The organism is Agreia sp. Leaf210 (assembly GCF_001421485.1).
In the GTDB taxonomy this organism is placed as follows: domain Bacteria; phylum Actinomycetota; class Actinomycetes; order Actinomycetales; family Microbacteriaceae; genus Agreia.
In genome coordinates this window covers 40,945-62,732 of the sequence record NZ_LMKK01000002.1, presented here as the reverse complement: position 1 = coordinate 62,732, position 21,788 = coordinate 40,945, and the positions used below count along the sequence as shown (strand labels likewise).

Genomic DNA, 21,788 nt, shown 5'->3' with positions numbered 1-21,788 from the left:
CCCTTCGCGCTGAGCTTTTTTCATTCCCGCCGTTACCAATCCGTTAAATTCGGTGTCATTTAGGTGACAAACAGGTAACGGTCACGTAGCATCGGACGAGTCCAGACAGCCGGAGCATGGCGAATGGACCATTCCAAGACACCTCTTTCCCCGTCTCTTGGCATGTATACCCCGCAGACAATTCAGTGGGACGGGACGGCACCCTAGAGGCCGCGCGAGGTGCCGGAGGTACAGACTTGACCGAATTTCGTGAGTCGCTGGACGCCCCGAACGACCAGCCGAACCCGAACACCTCGATCGACGAGAACGCCATCGTTCCGGCCGTTCCCCGACCCCTCACCCCGGTGACCCGCTCTGCTACGTCGGTGATCGCGGCTCCCCGCGCATCCGCCGCCGTCGCCAGGAGTGCTCAGACCGCACCGCCGCGCCGTTTCAAGATGCCGACCAAGCGCAACGTCGCGGGCGGCGTCGTCATGGCGTTCGCCGTGGGGCTCATCGCCACGATGGCGCTTCCCGCCTACGCCTTCGGCAATGGCAACGCTGGTTTCGACGCGAAGAACTCGACCGATCTGGCCGGGGGAGCGCAGACCCTCACCGTCGACGACACCGCCGCCGCACTCGCCGTGAGCCGCGACGCCTACACCGCTCCCACGAGCGAGCAGCTGCAGGCCGCCCGCGATGCGGCCGCAGCCGCGGTCGCCGCAACCGAGGCCAGCACGGCATCCGCTTCGACCACGCCCACCGCCGGAACCTTCGCGGTGAACCCGCCCTCCGGCGCGTACAGCGGCCAGGCCGTCGTCGACTACGCCGAGCAGTTCGTCGGCGTCGTTCCGTATAGCGCCGGCGCCACTCCCGAGGCCGGTTTCGGATGCGATGGGCTGACCCAGTACGTGTTCGGCCAGTTCGGCGTGTACCTGCCCCGCATCGTCGGCAACCAGGCCGCCATGGGTATTCGCGTCTCGCCGGAAGACGCCCAGCCCGGCGACCTCGTGGTGTGGCCGATGTACCACATCGGCATCTATGACGGTGCCGGCGGAGTGATCGATTCGCCCGACTGGGGCCGTATGGTCGAGCACCGTGCGCTGTGGGGCAGCTACTACTTCGTGCGTATCGTCTAGACAGAATCGTCGCTGGCCGATTTGTGAACAATCGGTTACAGCTCACCCGAACGGCGTGCCACATGGTTTGTGGTACGTCGTTCGTGGGTTACTCTTACTGCAATTATTCGAGCCTTTAGAGGAGACCTCGTGATAGCTGGCAGGAGCATCCGCACCACGGGTTGCCGCCTGCTTGCCGTCAGGAGTCACACGAGTGGACGTTGTCTGAGCCGGGTTCGGCTGAGCTAGGGTGCTGTCATTTTGACGGTGCCCTTTTTTTGTGTCCATTTGCTTCTCTGATCGTGAAGAAAATCGATGGGTGACACATCGGGTCCCTGCAAGCCGTGCAGGGCAATTCGAAAGGGCAACAATGCGAACACTTGTTTTGAACGCGGGATACGAGCCACTCGGAGTGGTCTCGTTCAAGCGCGCCATCGTTCTCGTGATGAACGAGAAGGCGACGATCATCGAGAGCGACGTCGAGCATCCGGTTTGGGCGACCTCGGGGCTGTTCGACCGACCGAGTGTCATCATCCTCACGCGCTACGTGCGCATTCCCTCGACCAGACTCATGCCCGTGTCGCGCCGCGGAGTGCTGCGCCGTGACGGTATGCGCTGCCTCTACTGCGGGGGATCGGCCACCACCATCGACCATGTGATGCCCAAGTCGCGCGGAGGCAAGGACACGTGGGAGAACCTCGTGGCCTGCTGTCTGCGCTGCAACAACATCAAGAGCGACCGCACCCCGGCCGAGATGGGTTGGACTCTGCGGGCCACTCCGAAGATGCCGCACCAGGCGGGCTGGACTGTCCGCGGAGCGGAGCGCGCGGAGCCGGCGTGGGAGGGCTACATCGAGAGCGCGGCGTAGCCGGTCGCGATTGAACGGCTTCGCCGTGCCCTACTCATAGGCGGCTCCGCCGCGCCTTCGGCTCTTGCGCTGGTCGAGTAGCCGAAGGCCGCCCGCGGCCGACGCGTATCGAGACCACCGCACCGGATGCGTCGGCCGACTAAGTCGCGCTGCGTCTGTATCTAGACCACTTGCCCCAGCCTCTAAGCTAAACTCCTAAAGGCCAGCCTCTGTAGCTCAATGGAAGAGCAATTCCGTCCTAAGGAACAGGTTGGGGGTTCGAGTCCCTCCAGGGGCACTTCGACAGTCGGCAAAGGTGTCACCGGCAGCTGTCTATTGGGTATCGTTCCCAGTCCTTGCCTTAACCAGTTGGCACTTTGCGTCCCGTTGGTTTGCTTGGTTGATCGACATAGAACGCTATGTTTAGTCATTATTCGTATAGGCGGGCGGGACGGTGTGGCGGACAACTTGATGACGAGGAACGCGGCGGCGACAGATCTCGCGAGCTCAGTGCTTCGTTGGATGGGCAGTAAGAAACGATCTTCTTCGGCTATTGTCGAGCACCTTCGAGAGGTCCAGTCTGCTGGGACTTACTTCGAACCATTCATGGGTGGAGGATCGGTCTACTTCGCTTATCACCCACAAAAGGCCGTTCTTGGTGACGCTAACCCGCTACTGATGAACGCGTGGCGCTGGATACGTGAGGATCCAGTGAGCTTGCGAGCGACTGTCGCATCTCTAAGCGCGACAGAAACTTCGTATTACGAGATTCGCGCCCAGAAATATGATTCGACAACGTTTGAGAGCGCCGTGCAGTTTGTGTACCTGAACCGATATTGCTTTAACGGCGTATATCGCACGAACAGGCTGAATCAATTTAATGTCCCATTTGGGCGAAAGACGGGCTCGCTTCCCGACGAAGAGTCCTTCAAGCTATGTGCCACAGCACTCGCTTCGGCTGCTCTTGTCACGGGAGACTTTGCCGACACTTTAAAGGATGCAGTCGTAGGAGACATCGTGTATTTAGATCCTCCTTGGAGGTCTGATCGAGCCAACTATGGCGAGTACGGGTATTCTCAGCACTCGGAAGTGACGGCAGAACGGATATTTGAGGAGGCCTCTCGCCTCCGTTCCAGAGGCGTGCACGTTTATCTCTCATTGCCAAGAGAAATGAGTAAGACGTTTGTGGGATGGGGAAGTAAGGACTTCCAGGTTCATTACAACGTTGGATCGCGACGCTCCGCTCGTGCCGTGAAAACCGAACTACTTATTTCGATGTGTGAATCGTCGAATCGGATGTCAGTGGGCGCATGACTAAGCTCGCGATCATTTCGGACATTCACGCCTTCCATCCGGATGCGGGTGCCATCCCGTTCGGCGATCGTGACCCGTCTTGGACAAGAACCCTTCCCGGACGAGCGGAAGAGTCGAGGGGTCCATTTCAGAGTCTGGAAGTACTTATTCGCGAGGAGCAATTGCAGGCTGACTATGTGCTTTGTGCTGGAGACATGGGGAATGGTGCTGATCACCAGGGCATCGTTTTTGCGTGGAGTTGGTTGCAAAATATTCGAAATCGCCTGACTGCAAAGTGGCTGATTGGTACAACCGGAAATCACGACGTTGACTCAAGAAATTTGAACAAGTGGTCTGACCCTACGCTGTCTACGAGGACGCTTCAGCCTCCCTTTCCGATGGACGATCCTGATGTTCGTCGTGATTATTGGAAGGATAACGTCGCACTCCACTCAACGCCGGAGTTGGACATTGTCATTCTCAATACGGCCGCAGGCCATGACGATGAGAAATTGGCGAAGCGGGGTCTCGTTAGCCCTGACACTCTGGAAAAGCTCAAGGAGCTTGTTAGTCGCGCAAACAATCCGCGAAAAGTGCTTCTCGCGCATCATCACCCGTATCGACACGATGCAATCGACATCGGTGATTACAGCGCTCTTGATGCTGGACCCGAGGTGCTCAAAATTCTTCAGGATGATGGATGCTGGATGGTCATCCACGGACATCGGCATTACCCAAATCTTGTATACGCGGCGGGGGGTGCACAAGCTCCGGTAATCATGGCGGCCGGTAGTTTCTCTGCGAGACTCTACCCAGAACTCGCTACTCGTGTCAGAAATCAATTTCATCTAGTGGACTTGAAGGATTTTGATTCGGTTCCGGGAACCTCAGGACAGGCCGGCATCATTCGATCGTGGGAATACAGCATCAGCGCGGGGTGGAGTCAGCCGAAATCTGATGAGGGAATCCCTGATCAGGCTGGGTTCGGCTATAGAGACGACATAGCTAAAGCGTCCTCGCTCGTCGAGGCCTACGTGAAAGGCTCTCCTGAACGGTTCTTGCCCTTGGAAGATATCTTTACAACGCACCCAGAGTTGCGTTACATGCTTCCGGCTGACCGCAGAGGAATGTTAGATTCCCTATCCGCATCAGGGACGATTCAAATAAGCCAATCCCAGCATTATTCGCTTCACCCATCGGAAATCTTCCTAGGATCGATGTAATGGACGACATTATGGAGTCACCGTTAGACCGGCTTGATCGATTCAATGCACGGGATCTGACGGCCTCAGAGGTTGCCGACAACTTTGTGCAGCCACAGGCTTACGAAGCTCTAACGGTCTCCTCCAATACGTTGATCATGGGTCCTCGTGGAAGCGGGAAGACTACGTTGTTGAAGATGTTGACGCCGGAAGGTGTTGAGAGACGTACTCGAGCAGCGCAGGGTCACGCAATTAACGCACCATTGTTCAGCGGGCTGTTTATCCCTATAGACATTCAGCTTTCCGATCAGCTTGAAACGTTGGCAACATCTGGACTTCCTAACGATTTGGCCAACTTGGGCATTCAAACTCTCTACGCCTTTCACGCTTTTAGGTGCATAGCAAAGAGTTTTTCTTGGCACTGCACAAGTTCACGCAGCCACTCAGCACTTACTCTCCTCACCTCGGCCGAGGAGGCGGCAGCGGTAGAGCAGTTATCTGCGCTATGGCAACTAGACGTATCGCTTCCGACTATCGGCGCATTGCAGCAGGCATTACGCGCTAGACAGATGGTGGCAGTCACGGCCTGGAACAGGCAGTTGCTCCGCAAGCAGATGGGCCAGTCCTTTTCCATCGATGAGGTAGATATCGTCGATCTAGATACGGGCCTCAAGGGTGCAGTCGAAATTATCGCGGCTGCTAGTAATTGGTCGTCTGGTACACGTTGGGCTGTTCTGTTCGACGAGGTGGAGGTGGCGCCAGAATCGATGCAACAACACCTCCTCTCCTACCTTCGGCACAGCGATACAGACATTCTGTTCAAAGTAGCTATTGCGCCATATATGCAGGCTTATCGAGGCCTCCCCGCACGATCTCGAGCTTCCGCTATGAACGATTATTCGGTCGTCGATCTACAGGCGGCCAGCGAACGGGACATTGAGGACTTTTCAGCAGCGTTTTTCGCGAAGTCCGCAAGCCATCACACCGGACTCGACCTGAATATTTACACAACCCTTGGGCCGAGTCTGCTGTCCGGATCGACGAGCAAAAGCGCAAAGAATTCTTACGGACCGGACTCGTCCCAGGCTCGTACATTTCGATCGCTAGCGCGGAAGGATCCGAGCTTCGAAGAGTATCTTGTTAAGAAGAACCTGTCATCCCAAGACCTTCTTAGCGAGAGCTCATCCGATATTCGAGCGCCAATTAGGAAGGTCCGTCAGACCGCGTTGGTTCGGGAGGCGTATCTGAGGGATTCGAGGCTTTCGGGAAGACGAATCCAGAGCCAGGTTTCGACCGGGCGCCTCTATGTTGGAGCAGCAGGAATAATGAACCTGTGCGAAGGTAATCCGCGACGACTGGCGTTCATCACCCCGATGTTGCTCAACGGACTCGATTCAAAATCTTTTGTGCCTCGGGCGGTTCAAGTCGATGCTGTGACGCGGACGGCGTCTGCTTTCCGCAGCTTCCTGCGGGGACTGCCAATCAGCGAAGATTTAGGTCGAGCGCTTCCGAGGGGTTTGCTTTCCTTCATTGATATATTGGGGCGCGCTTTTCACAATGAACTCATGTCAGAAACCTTCCCAGAGGATCCGATATCTTCCTTCATCGTAGATTCGCATTCTGACGACGCCACGGAGGAACTGGTATCCCGAGGTCTTAATTCCGGTGCGCTTATCCAACTTTCAACTGGTGACTCAAGAGGCGTGCATCGGGGCTCGGCCTCGTCGGATCCGATCTCGTCGTCCCGAGGCAAGCGCTTTCGCCTTTCCTACCTACTTTCACCCGGGTATGGGTTGACGCAACGAGTGGGCCGAGCAGTGTCTCTCAACGCTTTGCTGGAGCGGGCGCGGGATGAGAACAGCGGTCCCGACAAGCGGGCCTTGACATCTCTGTTGGACAGGCAGGCCGGGCTTTGGTAAAAGAACTAAGATGGCGCTCCGAGAGAGTCCAACCCGAGGTTCGAGTTGTCGGCGGTGGCGATGCCGATGTAGATGAGACGGCTTACGACGGTCTTATTTTCGCGATCGGTTATGAGGGACGCTCGATACACGTTGCTTCCTCCTTGTCGGCCAGATATGAAACGGCCATGGGGATTCGGTTCGGAGTTCAAGAGGAACATTCCTTCGCGGCAAATCTGGCGTGGGCAGAAAAACAGGCCGCGGTTCAGGTGAAGTCCGCTGCGAACGCTCTCGAGGCGTCTCAGCACGTCCTTTCCTATTTGGAGGCATTGTGGTCGATTGAGAAAGACCATTTACACATTGCAGTCGATGTTTCGAGCTTCCCACGTACGAGTCTTGTTGCAATATATTCGGCCATATGGGCTTCGGCGCGTGCTAGCCGACCGATCTCGGTTTCCTTTCTGTACTCTTTTGCCCAGTTCACTGAACCTCCCATCGATCATGGCCCTATAACGGAATTTGGTGCGGTCAGTCCTGAGTTCTCAGGAATTGGCGAAGCAGACTTCGGACTCGCGACCCTGATCGGGCTAGGTTATGAATCGGAACTCGCGCTTGCTGCTCAACAGGTAATGGACCCAGCTCTGACGTGGCTCGCCGTCCCCCAGAGTCTTGATGTTCGCTTCGATGATGCCGTCCGAAAAGCCAATGACTTGCTGATTAATATCGTCGACGAGCGCAACGTATGGTCATTTCCGGTGGACGACCCATATTCGACATTTGTCGAACTCGAGATGATTAGCCACGGTCTACAACGCACGCACAATGTGGTTTTGGTGCCCCTCGGTCCGAAATTACTAGTAGTTGCATGCCTCCTCGTCTCAAGCATTCATCGCAATGTGGGCGTTTGGCGCGTATCGCCTGGAGGGCTCAGGGAGCCCAGGGAGCAACTTGCCGCTGGTCCTGTGGCCTATATCTCAGCCATATTCTCAGGCACTCACTGACGAACGTCTAGACTTATTTATCCAGGTGAAGCCCGGTTTAGAAGGTGTTCGACTTTGAAGAACATTGGCAGGGCTACATCCCATCGCGTCAGCGGATCTCAGCCGCCGCGTTCCGCTTATGAACGCAGCACGACGGCCCGACTTGAGGTGGATTCACGCCCGGCTTCCGCGTAATAAGGGGGCTTGTTCTGATCACGGGAGCGCTCTGAAGCGGTAGATGTCTGGAACGTCGTTGCACCCCAGGTTCCGATGAAGCATCACCGAAGAGGCTCCGCTGAGGACTTCCAAACGCTCAACCGTTGTCCTCTGAGGAGCAGGGCTAAAGCCGCTCTGGGACTCGCGACAGCACTTAGCTCATTCTTGGTACTCCTAATTGGCGCTACAGCGTGTCGACCAACGCCGAGCGAAGCGGCTCGCTGAGGCCGGGAGGGACATCCACCTCTACGCCGAGCGCGTGTAGCGCGCGGCTGTAGTAGTTACGGGCAGCAGCCGCGAGGGCGATGTCGACGATCTCGCGGTCGGTGAAGCCGTGGTCGCGCAGGGACCTGCTGTCGGCATCCGTCATCGCGGCCGACTCGGTGCTGAGCTTCTCGGCGAACTCCATCATCGCGACCTCTGCGGCCGACAGGCCCCGCATCGTGATAATCGCGGGCAATGCGAACGAGTTCGTCTTCCGAGATGTACTGGAGCGACTTCTTTCCGTGCGCCAGACGGCAGGCCTTCGAGCGCAGCGCCTCGGCGGCCGCGAGGGTGATCAGCTCGTAGCGCCGCTTGTCCATAGGGCGAGCGATTGCCCCGATGAGGTTCTCCCAGGCGCGGTACGCCTCGGGATTCACGGCCATCACCCGCGTGTGCGCAGGCACGTAGCCCTGATCGGCGATGTCCTCCGCATAGATCTCCGCGACCTCACCGGTCGCCTCGCCCGGTTCGGGCGTCACGATGATGCTCATGCCGCCATCGTGCCACCGACGCGGCCCGACATCTACAGCAAAGGCCTGTCAGCCGGCCGCGCTCAGGATGAGATCCGCGATCCGCTTCTCCACCGCGGGCGTGATCTCGGTGACAGCGAACGACGTCGGCCACATCTGCCCGTCGTCGAGCGCGGCGTCTTCGCTGAAGCCCAGCGTGCAGTACCGCGTCTTGAACTTTGCCGCGCTCTGCACGAACAAGATGACCTTGCCGTCGGTGTTCGCGTAGGCGGGCTGGCTGTACCAGGTCTTCGGCATCAGCTGGGGCGCGTGCTCGGCGACGAGTTCGTGGATGCGGCCCGCGATAGCGGCATCCGATTCGGGCATCTCTGCGATCGCCTTCGCTACGGCTTTCTCGCCTGCCTCGCGGTTCTTGCCCGCCTTGGCCTCCTCGCGCAGCTCCTTCGCCCGCTCCTTGACGGCGTCGCGTTCCTCTTTCGACAGTCCTGCGCTCGACTCGGCCATGCCGTGCTCCTTTGCTCGTGTGGCTCTAACACTAGGGAAAGCGGGGGAGTCGGCGCTGCTTTATTCGGGGTCGGATGTTGCGTCTAGCAGCACGCGGCGGCTGTCGAGCGGCTGCCTCGGCGCGTCGACCACGGCGTTGTAGCGCAGGCGCGGTGACTCCGTCTGCAGAGACGCGATGCTCGCCGCCGTGATCTCGAAGGGGAACGCGGTGAGCAGCTTGGCGTCGACGGCGTAGAGGAGCGCCGAATGCCCACTTCCCGGATGCCGCACCAGAACCGTCGTGGCCACGATGCGATCCGAGCTCTCGTGCATCACGAACTCGACGCCGTGCGCCTGGCCGGGAGCGTTGAAGAGGGGCGACAGCGCAACCGCGAGCCGGTGCAGGGGAGTGGTCGCCGACGCGGGACCGAACCACGGAGTGAATACAGACGGCTCGAGGCCGAAAGCACGCGCCACATCGCCGTTCACCCAGCGGTCGCGCTTCAGCCCGTAGGGTGTCGAGACGGTCGACAGCAGATAGCCGTAGACGTGGATGAGCCCGGCATTGCCGACGGGCCAGGTCGCGTCGAGGCCGGCCAGTCGGTGCAACTCGGCGAAGAGCTCGGGCGAGATGACCGGCGTGCCCGTGTTTTCATCGACGACGGTCGACAGGCCCCACTGCGAGAACCGCCGGGCCGACGCATCCTGCCCGATCTGCCGCGCGAGAAGCGAACCCTCGAGCACGGCCCGCGGTGATTCACCGGCCTCTATGAGGGCGGAGGCAGTCAGCAGGTCGTCGATCGTCACGTCGCCATCGTAGGCGGCGACGTCCATCAAAAAATCGTTTACATGCTGTTCACCCAGCGTGGTCATTGCGTCTATACGCTCTACCTATCATGGACGCTGTGTCCACAAGTGAAAGGAAAAGCGTGCCGTACCGCGACAAGACCCTGCTGTTCGATTTCGATGGGACGCTCTCCCTCGGGGTGGGACCGGTCGTCGCCTATGCCCGCGCTGCGGCTCAGCAGCTGGCCGCCGACCAAGCCGACGCCTTCGTCGAAACCATCGTCGCGACGCTCGAGCAGCATCCCTCCGGCCGCGCTCCCGGCACGAGCGCCATCGACGGATACGACCTGGTGCGGCTCATGTCGGCCGACCACGGCATCCGGCCCGACACGCTCGGCAAGGCCTATCTGGCCAGCCGTGCACACCTCGGCTCGCCGCTCGCCCCCGTCGTGGCCCCCGACGGCCTCGCCGAATTTCTGAGCGAGGCGCGCCAGCACGCCAACCTCATCGTCGCCACCAACGCACCCGACATCCGCATCGACGCAGCCCTCGAGATGCTCGGCCTCGCTGGCCTGTTCGATGCCACCTACACCTCACTCGGCAAGCCGAACGGCATGGGCGCCGTGCTCGACGAGTGGCTGCCCCGCGGCCAGGTTCTGAGCATCGGCGACGTCTGGGTCAACGATCTCGCCCCCGCGCACGCTCGCGGGGCGCTGACAGCTCTCGTCGGCTCGACCTCAGACGAGACGCCGGATGTGACGCCCACGTTTTCGGCGCACCACCTGCACGACCTCTACCCGGCCATCACCGAGTGGCTCCGCGACTCCTCTTCTTCATCCTCCTCACCCGCTCCTCTCATCACACCCTCCGAAAGGTAGTTCCATGATCTCTCGCAAGCGCCTCACCTTCGCCGGGGCGGCCACCGTCGCCCTCGCGACCGTCGCCCTCACCGGATGCTCGGCCTCCGGCTCGACCGACGGCTCGACGGACGCGGCCCAGGCCGACCCGACCTCGCTCACGCTCGCCCTCGTTCCCTCGCAAGACCAGGGCGCACTCGTCGACACCGCTAAGCCGCTCACCGACATGCTCACGAAGGCCCTCGGCATCCCCGTCACCGGCGTGGTGTCGAAGGACTACCAGGCCGCCGTCGAGGCCATGGGTGCAGGCCAGGCGCAGATCGGCTTCCTGCCGTCGCTCCAGCTGTGGCAGGCGAGCGACATGTACGGCGCATCCGTCGTACTGCAGACCGAGCGCAACGGCAACATCACCTACCCGGCCCAGTTCATGACGAACAACCCCGACAAGTACTGCGACGACACCCCCGTCGAGCGCGACGGCAAGCTCTTCTGCAACGGCGCCGACGCTCTGAAGGGCCCGGCCGGGCTCGACTCGATCTCGAAGATCAAAGACGGCGTCAAGGTGGCCATGCTCGGCCCCGGATCGCCCGCCGGTTACATCTACCCGGTGCTCGCCCTGCAGGAGGCCGGCATCGACACAGACAACGACATCGAACAGCTGCCCGTCACGGCCAACGACGCCAGCGTTCTGGCCGTCTACAACGGCGACGCCGAGGTGGGATTCAGCTTCTGGGACGCCCGCGACATTGTGAAGAGCGACAAGCCCGACGTGGGACAGAAGGTCGTTGTCTTCGCCCTCTCCGACGAGATCCCCAACGACGGAGTGGCGCTCACGAAGGACCTGCCGAAGGACATGCAGGACAAGATCACCAAGGCGCTCGAGGACTACTCGAACACCCCCGAGGGGTCGAAGGAACTCACCGCGATCTACTCGATCACCAAGCTGGCTCCGGCCGACCCGGGCTCGCTCGACGTCGTCGCCCGCGCGGCCGACAAGCTCGGACTGAAGTAGCGTGACTCAGCACACTGCGGAGGTCGGGGCAGTCGCCTCGGCCTCCGCGCCGTGGGCCATCCGCATGCGCGATGTCAGCGTGCGCTACCCCAACGGCGTCGTCGCGCTCAAGAGCATCTCGATGGACATCGAGCCGGGCGAAATGGTCTCGGTCGTCGGCCTGTCCGGCTCCGGCAAATCCAGTCTCATCCGCGCGATCAACGGGCTCGTTCCCATCACCTCGGGTCAGCTGACCGTGGGCGGGCACAATCTCGGCGAGGCGAAGGGTCGCGAGCTGCGTCGTCTGCGCGGCGAGATCGGCATGATCTTCCAGGGGTTCAACCTGGCCGGCCGCACGAGCGTTCTGAACAACGTGCTCGTCGGTCGTCTCGCACACACTCCGACCTGGCGCACGCTGCTCGGAGTGCACACGGCGGCCGACAAGCAGATCGCGTTCGACGCCCTCGAGCGGGTCGGCATTCTGGCCAAAGCATGGGATCGCGCCTCGTCGCTCTCGGGCGGCCAGCAACAGCGGGTCGCGATCGCGCGGGCCCTGTCGCAGGAGCCCCACCTCGTGCTCGCCGACGAACCCGTGGCCAGCCTCGACCCGCCCACCGCGCACGCCGTGATGCGTGACCTGCGTCGAATCAACACCGAGCTCGGCATCACGGTGCTGACCAATCTGCACCTCGTCGACCTGGCACGTGAGTACGGCACCCGCCTCATCGGCCTGCGCGCCGGCGAGGTCGTCTACGACGGCTCTGTCGACGACGCGAGCGACGCCGTCTTCGAAGAGATCTACGGCCGCTCGATCCGGGCCGAGGACGTGCTCGACCGATGACCGCACCCGCATCCGTGCCCGCCCCGGCCGCGACGGCGAGGGCGGCGTCGTCTACCGCCACCCCGCCGCCGCGGCCCGCCGGCCGATGGAAGCCGTGGCTCGCGTTCGGTGTGATCGCCCTGATCACCGCCGTCACATTGAGCCCGCAGCTCGGGATCGCGTTCTCGCTCGACGCCATCGCGCGCAACTGGCAGAACGGCGCCGCGAAGATCGTTCAGCTTCTGCAGCCCGACTGGTCGTTCTTTCCCCGCACCATCCCGCCCATGCTCGAGACGCTCGAGATGGCGGTCATCGCCACCGCGGTGAGCACTCTCATCGCGCTTCCGCTCAGCCTCTGGGCAGCCCGTCTGACCAACCCCAACTGGGTCGGGCGCGGAGTCGTACGCGTGATCCTCAACATCGTGCGCGCCGTGCCGGAGCTGCTCTACGCCGCGATCCTCGTCGCCATGGTCGGCGTCGGGGCGCTGCCCGGAATCCTGGCGCTGGTGCTGTTCAACGTGGGCATCATCGTGAAGCTCGTCTCCGAGGCCATCGAGTCGAACGACGCCGGCCCGCTCGAGGCGGGTCGCGCCGCCGGTGGCACCCAGGCGCAGATCAACCGCGCCGCCGCCCTGCCCGACGTGTGGCCCAGCTTCGTGAACCAGGTGCTCTACGTTCTCGAACTCAACGTTCGCTCCGGCACCGTTCTCGGTCTCGTGGGCGCCGGCGGCATCGGCTTGCTCATCGACGCCGTGCGCACCTACTTCCGCTACGACCAGCTGTCGGTCATCATCCTCGAGGTCCTCGTCGTCGTCATCCTGCTCGAGCTCGTCTCCAGCGCCATCCGGAAGAGGCTCGTATGAGTGCCATCGCCCCACCCCGCCCCTCCCGCACACGCAGCCGGGTCGTCGCATCCATCGTCTGCGTCATCGTGGTCGTCGCCTTCTGGTCTGTCGACATCAACTGGGCCAGGCTCGGCAATCTGCCCTCCGAGATCGTTCGTTACCTCTGGCTCATGTTCTCGGCCCCCGACTGGTCGAAGCTCGGCGAGGCGCTCTACCAGACCTGGCGCTCGGTCGAGATGGCATGGGTGGGAACGGTGTTCGGCATCATCGTGGCGACGCCGCTGAGCTTCCTTGCCGCGAAGGGATTCGGCCCGCCGCCGGTGCAGGCCGCGCTGCGCGGAGTCTTCGCCGTGATCAGGGCCGTGCCCGAGATCATCATCGCCATCATCATTCTGTCGGTCACCGGTCTCACGCCTCTGACAGGTGCGCTCGCGCTCGCGGTCGGGGGCATCGGAACGCTCGGCAAGTGGGGCTTCGAATCGATCGACGGAGTTCCCCGCGGCCCGATCGAGGCCGTGCGCGCCGCCGGTGGCTCGACGTCGCAGGTGCTGCGCTGGGGAGTCTGGCCGTCGGCCAGCCCCGAGTTCCTGTCGTTCTGGCTCTACCGCTTCGAGATCAACGTGCGCGCGTCTGCCGTGCTCGGTCTGATCGGTGTGGGTGGCATCGGAGACATGCTCACCTCCTACACTCAGTATCGGCAGTGGGGCGTTGTCGGAATGCTGCTGATCGTCGTCGTGGTCGTGACGATCGCCCTCGACGCGATCTCGGGGGCCATCCGCCGACGGATAACCGAGGGAGCACCCGTACATGACCTGGAGCGGTAGCGAAGACGTCACCCCCACGACGCGTATCGCCACGGTGATCAACTCGTTGCTGCCCAGCGAACGCCGCGTGGTCGAGCTGATCCTCGCCGATCTCGAGGGCATCGTCGAGACCACGGCTCAAGACCTGGCCGACCGAGCCGGAGTCGCCAGGTCGACGGTCATCCGCACCTGCCAGAGCCTCGGCTACCGCGGGTATCCGCAGCTGCGTGTGGCGCTGACCCGCGAACTCGCTCAGGGCGAGGGCCGCGAGCGCGAGCGCGACTACGGCTCGGGAGCCCTCGGCAGTATCCGCGCCGACATCGATGCGCTCGCCGCCTCGCTGCCGCAGATCGCCAGCGTGCTCACCGACGAGTCGGTCGAGAAGTCGCTCGAGCTCATCGTGGGCGCCTCACGTCTTCTCGCCATCGCCAACGGCCTGTCGTCGCCGCTCGCGCTCGACCTGGCGATGCGGCTCACCGCCGTGGGCCGACCCACCGAGTTCGTCGCAGACCCGATCGGTCAGCAGATCGCCGCGCGTCAACTGAGCCCCGCCGACACGTGCATCGTGATCAGCGGAAGCGGCGCGAACGAGTCCAGCCTGCGTTCGGCCCGCGCCGTGCGGGCGGCGGGTGCCCGACTCGTGGTGGTCACCTCGTTCGCGAGATCGCCGCTGGTGACGCTCGCCGACGCTGCCCTCGTGGTGGCTCCGGCCAGCGGGTCGTTCAGACACGAGCTTGAGCACACCTCGCGCATCCCGCACGTGGTGCTGCTGGAGTCGCTTGTCGAGGTGGTGGCCGCGAGGCTCGGCGACGTGGCGAGGCAGTCGCGGTCGACCGTGCTGTCGATCCTCAGCGACAACCTCAGCGACTGACCGAGTAGCGCGCCTGATGAGGGCGCCGCTGCAGGCCACCGTTGGTGGGCCGTTCACCTCGGCGCTCGGGCTTGTTCATGTCGTGGATGCCGCCGGCTCTTAGCGTCACATCATGAATCGACGACGGGCCCTCGCGTGATCGGCCACGTCGACCCGTTCCTCGGGTCGGAGCCCACGAACCTCCCCGCTCAGACCGGGCTCGCCGCGAGCTGGTGGTGGCCCAAACCGCAGATCGGCAACACGCATCCGGGAGCCACCTACCCGCTCGGCATGGTCTCGGCCTGCGCCTATTCCGGCGCCTATCCGACCGGCTACGGCCGCTTCGATCTGAGTCTCGAGGGCGTGCCCTCGACCCTGCACGACCGGCCCACGGCATCCGGTTTCACCCACTTTCAGCAATCGGGCACCGGCGCGATTCGCAAGTACTACAACTACTTTCGCGTCACGCCCATGGTCGAGCCGCTGGATGCGTTGGGCCGGCATTGGGATCTGACGGACGAGACCGCAGAGCCCGGCTTCTACTCCGCCACGCTGGACTCCGGCGTGCGAGCAGAACTGACGGTGGGGCCGAAGAGCGCCGTTCACCGGTACACGTTCCCCGAAGACCCGAGGGCACGCGTGGTGATCGACTTCTCGCTGGGCGGGCTGTCGATTCCCTACGGCGCGACCATTCCGCTGCGTGCTCACCTCGAGACGCTGGAGCCCGGAGTCGCGCAGGGCGAGATCGTGGTCGAGGGCACGCCGATCGCCGTGTACATCGAGTGCGACACCCCGCAGTGGCGGCAGATGCTGTTCTACGACCGCCGTCTGATGCCGGGTGGCAAGAGGCTCGACTTCGACCACATCAGGCCCACGACCCTGCGCCCCTTCGGGCTCATGTGGGCGGGGCCGAGTCGGGCGGGCGAGACCATCGAACTGCGCATCGGTTTCTCGCTGCGCGGTGTCGAGCAGGCCCGGCGCAATCTGCGCGAAGACTGCGGCGACGGGCCGGGTCGCTTCGATCACCGACGCGAGAAGACCAAGCGGCACTGGCGCAAGCAGCTGAAGTCGGTGAGCGTAAAGACGACCTCGACCGAGCGGCAGACCGTCTTCTCGACCGCGCTGTATCACTCGCTAATTAAGCCCTGCCTGGCTCCCTCGGAGAGCCCGTTCTGGCCGAGCGACGGACCGTTCGCCTTCGACATCAGCACGATGTGGGACATCTATCGCACCCAGCTGCCACTGCTCACCGCTCTGCTGCCGGAGCGTGCCGTCGAGCTCGCCAACGCGCTCCTCACCATCTGCGAGGAGGAGGGCAACTTTCCGATCGGCTACCGCATGGCCCGGGGGAGCGACCGCTTCTCGCGCCAGGGCAGCGCTCTCGCGCACACCTTCCTGGCCGATCTGTGCCAGCTGGGACTGCCCGGCATCGACTGGGAGTGGGCGCTGGTGCACATGTCGGACGACCTGCGCCGCACCTACGGCGAGGAATTCCTGCTGCACGGCGAGACGCATCCGATCAGTCACACCCTCGACCTGGCGTTCGGCTACTGGGCGACGGCGAAGGTGGCTCGGCGGGTGGGAGACACGGCGCTCGCCGAGCAATTCGAGGCGCTCGCAGAACGGTGGGTCAACGCCTTCGATCCGGAGAGCGGGCTGTTGAAGGACTCCACCTACTACGAGGGCACCCGCTACAACTACTCGTTCCGGCTGCTGCACGACATGGCCTCGCGCATCGAGCTGAGCGGTGGCGCCGACGCGTTCGTGGCGCAGCTCGACGAGTTCTTCGGCTTTGGAGCCCCAGCCGTGACCCAGCCCGGCAACAGGCCTGCCGTCGCGGAGATGCTGGCCGGCTACGCGCTCGGCCGCTTCGAGGGGCTCAACAACGAGCCCGACATGGAGGCGCCCTGGGCGTATCACTACGCCGGCCGCCCCGATCGAACGGCCGAGGTCGTGCACAACGTTCTGCTGCAGCAGTTCGGATCCGGCCGCGGCGGGCTGCCGGGAAACGACGACTCGGGCGGGCTCAGCTCGTGGAACGTGTGGGCTTCGCTCGGCCTGTTTCCCGTCGCCGGCCAGAACATCTTCCTCGTGAGTGCTCCTCTGTTCTCGTCTGCGACCATCGCTGTCGGCGACGAGAGCTTCAGGGTGCGCACCAAGAACTTCGTCGAGCCCGAGCACGGCGGCCCCGTGCAGTACGTGCAGTCGATGCTGCTGAACGGCGAGCCGCTGGAGCGCAGCTGGATCGGCGGAGCGGAGCTGCACCGCGGAGGCGAGCTGCTCGTCGAACTCGGCCCCGAGCCCAGCGCCTGGGCCACCACGAATCTTCCCCCCTCGCGTTCCGGCCCGGTTCGTGAACCCCTCACCCCCACACAACCGGGAGCACAGCCATGACCACCATCGAGAACCGTCTTGTGATCATCGTGCGAGCAGATCCGGTGATCTGCGGCCACTCGGTCGAGGCGCGCAACCTGGCCGAGACCGCGCTCGAGCGCGGCTTCGACGAGGTGCGCATCGTGACCTGGCCCGTCGATGTGCTCGAGCGTGCCGGGCTTCCGCTCAAACCGCTCGACTCGGTACTCCCGTACAGCGACGGCATCATCGTCGAGCGGCCCGCCCCGGTCGGCGACTACAAGGTGCCGGACGGGCGCCACCTCGCCGGCATCACGGGCCGCCTGGTCGAACTCTTCACCGACGGAGTGCCGACGGTGTGTCTCTCGCTCTACCTGAGCCCGCACACCATCGCCGCCGCCGACGCGGTTCGAGCTGCCCTCGGCACCGGACTGCCCGTGAACGTGACCACCATCGCAGAGGCAGTCGGCTCCGACGTGACCAACGTCGTGCGCACCGCCGTGGAGGAAGGCCGTCTCGGCGCCGCCGCGCACATTCTCACGAGCTACCTCAGTCAGGACTACTGCGTCGCCGTCTCGGACTACACTCGCCAGCTCATCATCAGCGAGGCCGAACGGGTCGACGAACAGCACGGAACGCGCTTCGCCGAGCAGTGCCGCGCCAAGATCACGGTGTCGTACCCGGCGATCGACGCCGATGCCTACGTCGATCTCGACGACGGGGTGCTGGGCGAGGTGCTGGCGGCGCGCGGGCTTGAGCGCGACGACTACGTGCTGTTCCTCTCTCGCCTCACCCACGCCAAGGGCGTCGAAGAACTCATCGAGGGCTTCGAGCGCAGCGGCGTGCACCGCGACAAGACCCTCGTGATCGCCGGCCGCGGACCGCAGGCCGACGCGTTCCGTGCCGCCGCGGCGGCATCCGGGGTCGCGTCGCGCATCCGCTTTCTCGACGACGTGGGCGACGCCGAGAAGCCGTATCTGATGAAGGGGTGCGCCGCGTTCGTTCTGCCCAGCAAGCCTCGGCCCGAATTCGTGGAGACCTTCGGCATCGCTCTCGCGGAGAAGATGCTCGCCGGAGGCGGCCCGATCATCACGACGCTCACGGGCGGCATCGGCGAGGCGATCGGCGATCACGCGATCGTCGTTCCCGTCGAAGACCCGGATGCGATCGCCCGGGCTCTCGTGCGCGCCATCGTCGAGACCACGGCCGACGAGCGCAACGAGTGGGCCGCACGCGCCCGCGAGTACGCCCTGCAGTTCGACCGTCGGGTGGTGTTCGACCGCATGTTCGAGCCGGTCGAGCGTCGGGCGGTTGTCGTTCGATAGGCGTGCGGTGAGCGCGACCCGGCTCGCGTGGGTGGATGCCGCGCGCGGCATCTGCGTGCTGCTGGTCGTTCTGCTGCACGTGCGCATCTTCGTCTACGAGCCCCTCGCGCCGCCGAGCAACGGGGTCGCGGTCTGGACGCAGCTGACGGAGTTCTTCGGGGCGTTCAGGCTGCCGCTGCTTTTCGCGGTGTCGGGGTTTGTGGCGTCGCGCCGGGTGCGTGCGGGATGGAGCGACCGTCGAACCGTGCTTCGAGCCGTCTCGCTGTCGTGGCTCTACGTCGTCTGGCTCACGGTGTACGCGGTGCTCTCGATCGTGGTCATCGACCCGGGCGTGCCGTTTCGGGTCATGACGCCGCTGCACTACCTCGAGCAGCTGTTCGTTCCCGACTCGATGCTCTGGTTCATCTTCGCGCTCGCCGCCTACGTCGTGGTTCTCAGCAGCCTGAACCGGGTGCCGCCCGCCGCGATACTGGGTGTGCTCGCGGTGCTGGCCATCGCATCCGGTGCCCTGCCGGTGACGCGCGACGAGGCGCTCTGGCTGCACGTCGTGTACTACGCGGTGTTCTTCGCCGTGGGCGTCTACGGCTCGTCGGTGTTGACGTATCTCGCGGGCGTGCGCAGCGCGTTCGCGCTCGCGCTCGGCGTGGCCTCGTTCGTCGCTTTCGAACTGATGTGGCAGCAGAGCGTCGAGGGGACTGTACTCGAGACGGGGCTGCGGCTGCTGCGCGACGGGGCCGCCGTGGCGGTGTCGATCGTGCTGATCTCGCTGCTGGTGCGCTGGCGGCCGTTCGACAGGGTCGCCTCCGCTGTCGGCCGGCGCACCCTGCCGATCTTCGTGCTGCAGCTTCCCCTCATCTGGACGCTCTTCCTGCTTCCTCCGGTCGAGTGGTCACTCGAATTCGCTCCCGTGCGGTATCTCGCTCCCGTGCTCGGAACCGCACTGATCGTACTGGCGGCCCTCGGCATCCATCGCTTGATCGTGCGGGGACCGGCACGGGTTCTCTTCGCGCTGCCCGAGGCGTGGAGAACTCGAATTCTGCACGGAGCGGCGAGGGGTGTTCTCGGGCGGTGAACTCACGGTAATGTGTGCGCGTTCCCTGTGAGGAACATGTCCCTTTACTTATGGAGAGCAGCCTGATGACCACACCCTCGTACAGCCCCGCACCGACCGCCTCGAGCAAGAAGACCATGGCGATTCTGTCGCTCGTCTTCGGCGCCGTGAGCATCGTCTTCAGCCTGTTCCTGCCGATCCTGTGGATCCTGCTGGCCATCGCCGGTGTGATCCTCGGCTTCATGTCGCGCAAGCGCGAGCCGCAGGCACGCACACTGGCCCTCGTCGGCATCATCCTGAGCTTCGTGGGAATCGCGGCGAACATCGTGTCGATGATCCTCGGGGCCATCGTCGCAACCTCGATGATGCAGAGCTGACGCACCGGCATCACGAACGGGCCGCGCTCCGCCGACTATCGGTGGGAGCGCGGCCCGTTCTGTGTTTCATGGTTCGGCAGCGGTCAGGCCGGCGACGAGTGCCTCATGTGATGACGTCCGATCGGCAGCATCAGGGGCTGCCCCGAAGTGGGATCGATGATCACCCGGCTGTCGAGCCCGAAGACCGCACGCACCGTATCCTCGGTCAGCACGTCGCCAGGTGGCCCCGACGCGTGCACACTGCCGTTCGCCAGGGCGATCAGGTGGTCGGCATAGCGTGCCGCCAGGTTGAGGTCGTGCAGCACCATCACGATCGTGGTGCCCCGCGTGCGGTTGAGATCGGTCAGCAGATCGAGCACCTCGACCTGATGGCTCACATCGAGGAAGGTGGTGGGCTCGTCGAGCAGCAGCAGATCCGTCTGCTGCGCGAGCGCCATCGCGATCCACACCCGCTGGCGTTGACCGCCCGAGAGCTCGTCGACCGGTCGGTCAGACAGCGCTGCCGTGTCGGTGGCGTCGAGCGCGTCGGCGACGGCGATGTCGTCGGCGTGGCTCCAGCGCGAGAACATGCCCTGGTGGGGGTGGCGTCCCCGGCCGACCAGGTCGGATACCGTGATGCCCTCCGGCGCGATGGGCGACTGCGGAAGCAGGCCCAGAGTGCGCGCGAGCTGCTTGGCTGGAATGCGCTGCACGTCGTGTCCGTCGAGGAGCACGTGACCGGTGCGGGGCGCGAGAAGGCGCGACATCGATCGCAGGAGAGTCGACTTTCCGCACGCGTTCGCTCCCACGATGGCCGTGACCTGGCCCGGCGGTATGAGCAGGTCGAGGTTCTCGATCACGGCGCGATCGCCATAGCCCAGCGTGAGCGTGTCGATGGTGAGCGAATGGGCTGTCGTCACAGCGAGCCTCCCGAGCGGTTGCTTCGAACGATCAAGTAGATGAGGTACGGGGCGCCGAGCACTCCGGTGACCACGCCGACGGGCAGACGGGTGCCCAGGGCGAACTGTCCGATGAAGTCGGCCACGAGTACGAGAAGGGCACCCACGAGTGCGGCGGGCACGAGCAGCGAGGCCCCGGGCCCGACGATGCGCGCCGCGATAGGGCCCGAGAGGAACGCGACGAAGGCGATAGGGCCGGCGGCCGCGGTGGCGAACGCGATCAGCAGCACGGCGGTGACGATGACGATGAGTCGGGTGCGATCGACGCGCACGCCCAGGGCAGAGGCGGCGTCGTCACCGAGTTGGGTCACGGCGAGATTGCGCGACTGCCCGAGAAGCACGGGGCTGAGCGCCACGACCGCGATGAGAACGGGAACGACCTGTGCCCATCCGGCGCCGTTCAGGCTGCCCGTGAGCCAACGCTGAGCGGCCTGCAGATCCCAGTCGGCGGCATGAGACAGGATGTACGCCGTGACGCTGTCGAGCATCGCGGCGATGCCGATGCCGATCAGAATAAGGCGGGTGCCGGCGACGCCACTCTTGAACGACAGTGCGTAGATCAGCAGAGCCACGGCCAGCCCGACGACGATCGCGAAGATGGATACCTGGGTTCCGCCGAGTCCCAGCGTCACGATGGCGAACGCGGCGGCGGCGCTGGCGCCGGAGCTGATGCCGATGATGTCGGGGCTCGCGAGCGGGTTGCGCAGCATCGTCTGGAACGTGACGCCGCCGAGGCCGAAGCAGAGCCCGGCAAGCAGCGCGAGCGAGGCGCGGGGCAGCCGGAGCCGGCCGACGGTGAAGGTCGCTCCAGGAACGTTCTCGCCGAGGATCACGCGGAAGACCTCGCCGGGGGAGTAGATCGTCTGACCAACCACGAGCGTTACGCCGAACATGATCACGATGAGCGCGGCCAGCACGACAACGACGGTGCGGCGGCGCGCGACTCGGGCTATGCGACCGCGCAGCACGGTCTGCGTCGTCGGGCTCGGCTGGGTGGGCGGCGGCGTCGACGCCGTTCGCGCGGGCCGTGCCTGCTTCATGTC

The 21,788-nt window shown here is 63.8% G+C and carries 21 protein-coding genes and 1 tRNA gene; 17 read left to right on the top strand and 5 right to left on the bottom strand.

The annotated features are described in order from the left end of the window. Window positions 1-236 precede the first annotated feature (236 nt). From ASE64_RS06250 to ASE64_RS17350, 7 genes are all read left to right on the top strand, one after another. Window positions 237-1,118, top strand: coding sequence for a C40 family peptidase (locus tag ASE64_RS06250; protein ID WP_055777707.1), 882 nt, complete (start codon window positions 237-239; stop codon window positions 1,116-1,118). Window positions 1,119-1,467: 349 nt separating this feature from the next. After that, the gene (locus ASE64_RS06245; protein ID WP_055777703.1) at window positions 1,468-1,965 is read left to right on the top strand and encodes an HNH endonuclease; all 498 of its coding nucleotides are present in this window, start codon (window positions 1,468-1,470) and stop codon (window positions 1,963-1,965) included. A 205-nt stretch (window positions 1,966-2,170) separates the two neighbouring features. Then, window positions 2,171-2,242 (top strand) — tRNA-Arg (locus ASE64_RS06240). Window positions 2,243-2,415: 173 nt separating this feature from the next. Further along, a complete protein-coding gene (locus ASE64_RS17930; RefSeq protein WP_156351679.1) occupies window positions 2,416-3,258 on the top strand; it encodes a Dam family site-specific DNA-(adenine-N6)-methyltransferase in 843 nt (280 codons plus the stop codon). Beyond that, window positions 3,255-4,460 carry a metallophosphoesterase family protein gene (locus ASE64_RS17105; protein WP_082465961.1) on the top strand — a complete coding sequence of 402 codons (1,206 nt, stop codon included), beginning with the start codon at window positions 3,255-3,257 and terminating at the stop codon, window positions 4,458-4,460. The genes ASE64_RS17930 and ASE64_RS17105 overlap by 4 nt, the downstream gene beginning before the upstream one ends. Next, entirely contained in the window at window positions 4,460-6,358 is a 1,899-nt protein-coding gene (locus ASE64_RS17355) for an ORC-CDC6 family AAA ATPase (protein WP_156351678.1), read from the top strand. Before ASE64_RS17105 ends, ASE64_RS17355 begins: the two co-directional genes overlap by 1 nt. Further along, window positions 6,352-7,338: a hypothetical protein gene (locus ASE64_RS17350; RefSeq protein ID WP_156351677.1), complete on the top strand. Its 987-nt coding sequence runs from the start codon at window positions 6,352-6,354 to the stop codon at window positions 7,336-7,338. The genes ASE64_RS17355 and ASE64_RS17350 overlap by 7 nt, the downstream gene beginning before the upstream one ends. 379 nt (window positions 7,339-7,717) lie before the next feature. Here the strand turns inward: ASE64_RS17350 and ASE64_RS17765 are convergent, their stop codons facing one another. The 3 genes from ASE64_RS17765 to ASE64_RS06220 form a co-directional block, all read right to left on the bottom strand. Further along, a complete protein-coding gene (locus ASE64_RS17765; RefSeq protein WP_235480523.1) occupies window positions 7,718-7,993 on the bottom strand; it encodes a carboxymuconolactone decarboxylase family protein in 276 nt (91 codons plus the stop codon). Window positions 7,994-8,336: 343 nt separating this feature from the next. Further along, entirely contained in the window at window positions 8,337-8,771 is a 435-nt protein-coding gene (locus ASE64_RS06225; protein WP_055777697.1) for an iron chaperone, read from the bottom strand. A gap of 60 nt (window positions 8,772-8,831) precedes the next feature. Further along, window positions 8,832-9,584 (bottom strand): hypothetical protein, encoded by a 753-nt coding sequence (locus ASE64_RS06220; protein ID WP_055777694.1) that lies wholly within the window; start codon window positions 9,582-9,584, stop codon window positions 8,832-8,834. Between the two features lie 62 nt (window positions 9,585-9,646). On the opposite strand from ASE64_RS06220, the gene ASE64_RS06215 reads away from it, so the two are divergent. The 10 genes from ASE64_RS06215 to ASE64_RS06170 all read left to right on the top strand — a co-directional run bounded on the left by ASE64_RS06215 (window position 9,647) and on the right by ASE64_RS06170 (window position 19,807). Beyond that, window positions 9,647-10,414, top strand: coding sequence for an HAD family hydrolase (locus ASE64_RS06215; protein WP_055777691.1), 768 nt, complete (start codon window positions 9,647-9,649; stop codon window positions 10,412-10,414). Window positions 10,415-10,418: 4 nt separating this feature from the next. After that, a complete protein-coding gene (gene phnD, locus ASE64_RS06210; RefSeq protein WP_055777688.1) occupies window positions 10,419-11,405 on the top strand; it encodes a phosphate/phosphite/phosphonate ABC transporter substrate-binding protein in 987 nt (328 codons plus the stop codon). Window positions 11,406-11,469: 64 nt separating this feature from the next. Then, window positions 11,470-12,225: a phosphonate ABC transporter ATP-binding protein gene (gene phnC, locus ASE64_RS06205; protein ID WP_055779681.1), complete on the top strand. Its 756-nt coding sequence runs from the start codon at window positions 11,470-11,472 to the stop codon at window positions 12,223-12,225. Then, window positions 12,222-13,067 carry a phosphonate ABC transporter, permease protein PhnE gene (gene phnE, locus ASE64_RS06200; protein ID WP_055777685.1) on the top strand — a complete coding sequence of 282 codons (846 nt, stop codon included), beginning with the start codon at window positions 12,222-12,224 and terminating at the stop codon, window positions 13,065-13,067. The genes phnC and phnE (ASE64_RS06200) overlap by 4 nt, the downstream gene beginning before the upstream one ends. Further along, window positions 13,064-13,873, top strand: coding sequence for a phosphonate ABC transporter, permease protein PhnE (phnE, locus tag ASE64_RS06195; RefSeq protein WP_055777682.1), 810 nt, complete (start codon window positions 13,064-13,066; stop codon window positions 13,871-13,873). The genes phnE (ASE64_RS06200) and phnE (ASE64_RS06195) overlap by 4 nt, the downstream gene beginning before the upstream one ends. After that, window positions 13,857-14,723, top strand: coding sequence for a MurR/RpiR family transcriptional regulator (locus tag ASE64_RS06190; RefSeq protein WP_055777679.1), 867 nt, complete (start codon window positions 13,857-13,859; stop codon window positions 14,721-14,723). The genes phnE (ASE64_RS06195) and ASE64_RS06190 overlap by 17 nt, the downstream gene beginning before the upstream one ends. A 135-nt stretch (window positions 14,724-14,858) precedes the next feature. Then, window positions 14,859-17,096 (top strand): glycoside hydrolase domain-containing protein, encoded by a 2,238-nt coding sequence (locus ASE64_RS06185; protein ID WP_156351676.1) that lies wholly within the window; start codon window positions 14,859-14,861, stop codon window positions 17,094-17,096. Continuing rightward, window positions 17,093-18,379: a glycosyltransferase gene (locus ASE64_RS06180; protein WP_055777676.1), complete on the top strand. Its 1,287-nt coding sequence runs from the start codon at window positions 17,093-17,095 to the stop codon at window positions 18,377-18,379. Before ASE64_RS06185 ends, ASE64_RS06180 begins: the two co-directional genes overlap by 4 nt. Before the next feature lie 7 nt (window positions 18,380-18,386). Beyond that, window positions 18,387-19,451 (top strand): acyltransferase family protein, encoded by a 1,065-nt coding sequence (locus tag ASE64_RS06175; RefSeq protein WP_055777673.1) that lies wholly within the window; start codon window positions 18,387-18,389, stop codon window positions 19,449-19,451. Window positions 19,452-19,516: 65 nt separating this feature from the next. After that, window positions 19,517-19,807 (top strand): DUF4190 domain-containing protein, encoded by a 291-nt coding sequence (locus tag ASE64_RS06170; protein ID WP_162234548.1) that lies wholly within the window; start codon window positions 19,517-19,519, stop codon window positions 19,805-19,807. 83 nt (window positions 19,808-19,890) lie between these two features. Here ASE64_RS06170 and ASE64_RS06165 read toward each other — a convergent pair whose 3' ends face one another. Both ASE64_RS06165 and ASE64_RS06160 read right to left on the bottom strand, forming a co-directional pair. Then, on the bottom strand, window positions 19,891-20,706 hold the full coding sequence (locus ASE64_RS06165) for an ABC transporter ATP-binding protein (protein ID WP_055777667.1): 816 nt from the start codon (window positions 20,704-20,706) through the stop codon (window positions 19,891-19,893). After that, window positions 20,703-21,785 carry a FecCD family ABC transporter permease gene (locus ASE64_RS06160; protein ID WP_055779674.1) on the bottom strand — a complete coding sequence of 361 codons (1,083 nt, stop codon included), beginning with the start codon at window positions 21,783-21,785 and terminating at the stop codon, window positions 20,703-20,705. The genes ASE64_RS06165 and ASE64_RS06160 overlap by 4 nt, the downstream gene beginning before the upstream one ends. Between the last annotated feature and the right edge of the window lie 3 nt (window positions 21,786-21,788).

Bases quoted from the DNA above. Each gene is read 5' to 3' on its own strand.
- ASE64_RS06220 (WP_055777694.1), bottom strand. From the start codon at position 9,584: ATGGACGTCGCCGCCTACGATGGCGACGTGACGATCGACGACCTGCTG.
- ASE64_RS06215 (WP_055777691.1), top strand. From the start codon at position 9,647: ATGGACGCTGTGTCCACAAGTGAAAGGAAAAGCGTGCCGTACCGCGAC.
- ASE64_RS06190 (WP_055777679.1), top strand. From the start codon at position 13,857: ATGACCTGGAGCGGTAGCGAAGACGTCACCCCCACGACGCGTATCGCC.
- ASE64_RS06225 (WP_055777697.1), bottom strand. From the start codon at position 8,771: ATGGCCGAGTCGAGCGCAGGACTGTCGAAAGAGGAACGCGACGCCGTC.
- phnC (WP_055779681.1), top strand. From the start codon at position 11,470: ATGCGCGATGTCAGCGTGCGCTACCCCAACGGCGTCGTCGCGCTCAAG.
- ASE64_RS06170 (WP_162234548.1), top strand. From the start codon at position 19,517: ATGACCACACCCTCGTACAGCCCCGCACCGACCGCCTCGAGCAAGAAG.
- ASE64_RS17105 (WP_082465961.1), top strand. From the start codon at position 3,255: ATGACTAAGCTCGCGATCATTTCGGACATTCACGCCTTCCATCCGGAT.
- ASE64_RS06160 (WP_055779674.1), bottom strand. From the start codon at position 21,785: ATGAAGCAGGCACGGCCCGCGCGAACGGCGTCGACGCCGCCGCCCACC.
- phnE (WP_055777682.1), top strand. From the start codon at position 13,064: ATGAGTGCCATCGCCCCACCCCGCCCCTCCCGCACACGCAGCCGGGTC.
- phnE (WP_055777685.1), top strand. From the start codon at position 12,222: ATGACCGCACCCGCATCCGTGCCCGCCCCGGCCGCGACGGCGAGGGCG.
- ASE64_RS17930 (WP_156351679.1), top strand. From the start codon at position 2,416: ATGACGAGGAACGCGGCGGCGACAGATCTCGCGAGCTCAGTGCTTCGT.
- ASE64_RS06245 (WP_055777703.1), top strand. From the start codon at position 1,468: ATGCGAACACTTGTTTTGAACGCGGGATACGAGCCACTCGGAGTGGTC.
- phnD (WP_055777688.1), top strand. From the start codon at position 10,419: ATGATCTCTCGCAAGCGCCTCACCTTCGCCGGGGCGGCCACCGTCGCC.
- ASE64_RS17355 (WP_156351678.1), top strand. From the start codon at position 4,460: ATGGACGACATTATGGAGTCACCGTTAGACCGGCTTGATCGATTCAAT.
- ASE64_RS06180 (WP_055777676.1), top strand. From the start codon at position 17,093: ATGACCACCATCGAGAACCGTCTTGTGATCATCGTGCGAGCAGATCCG.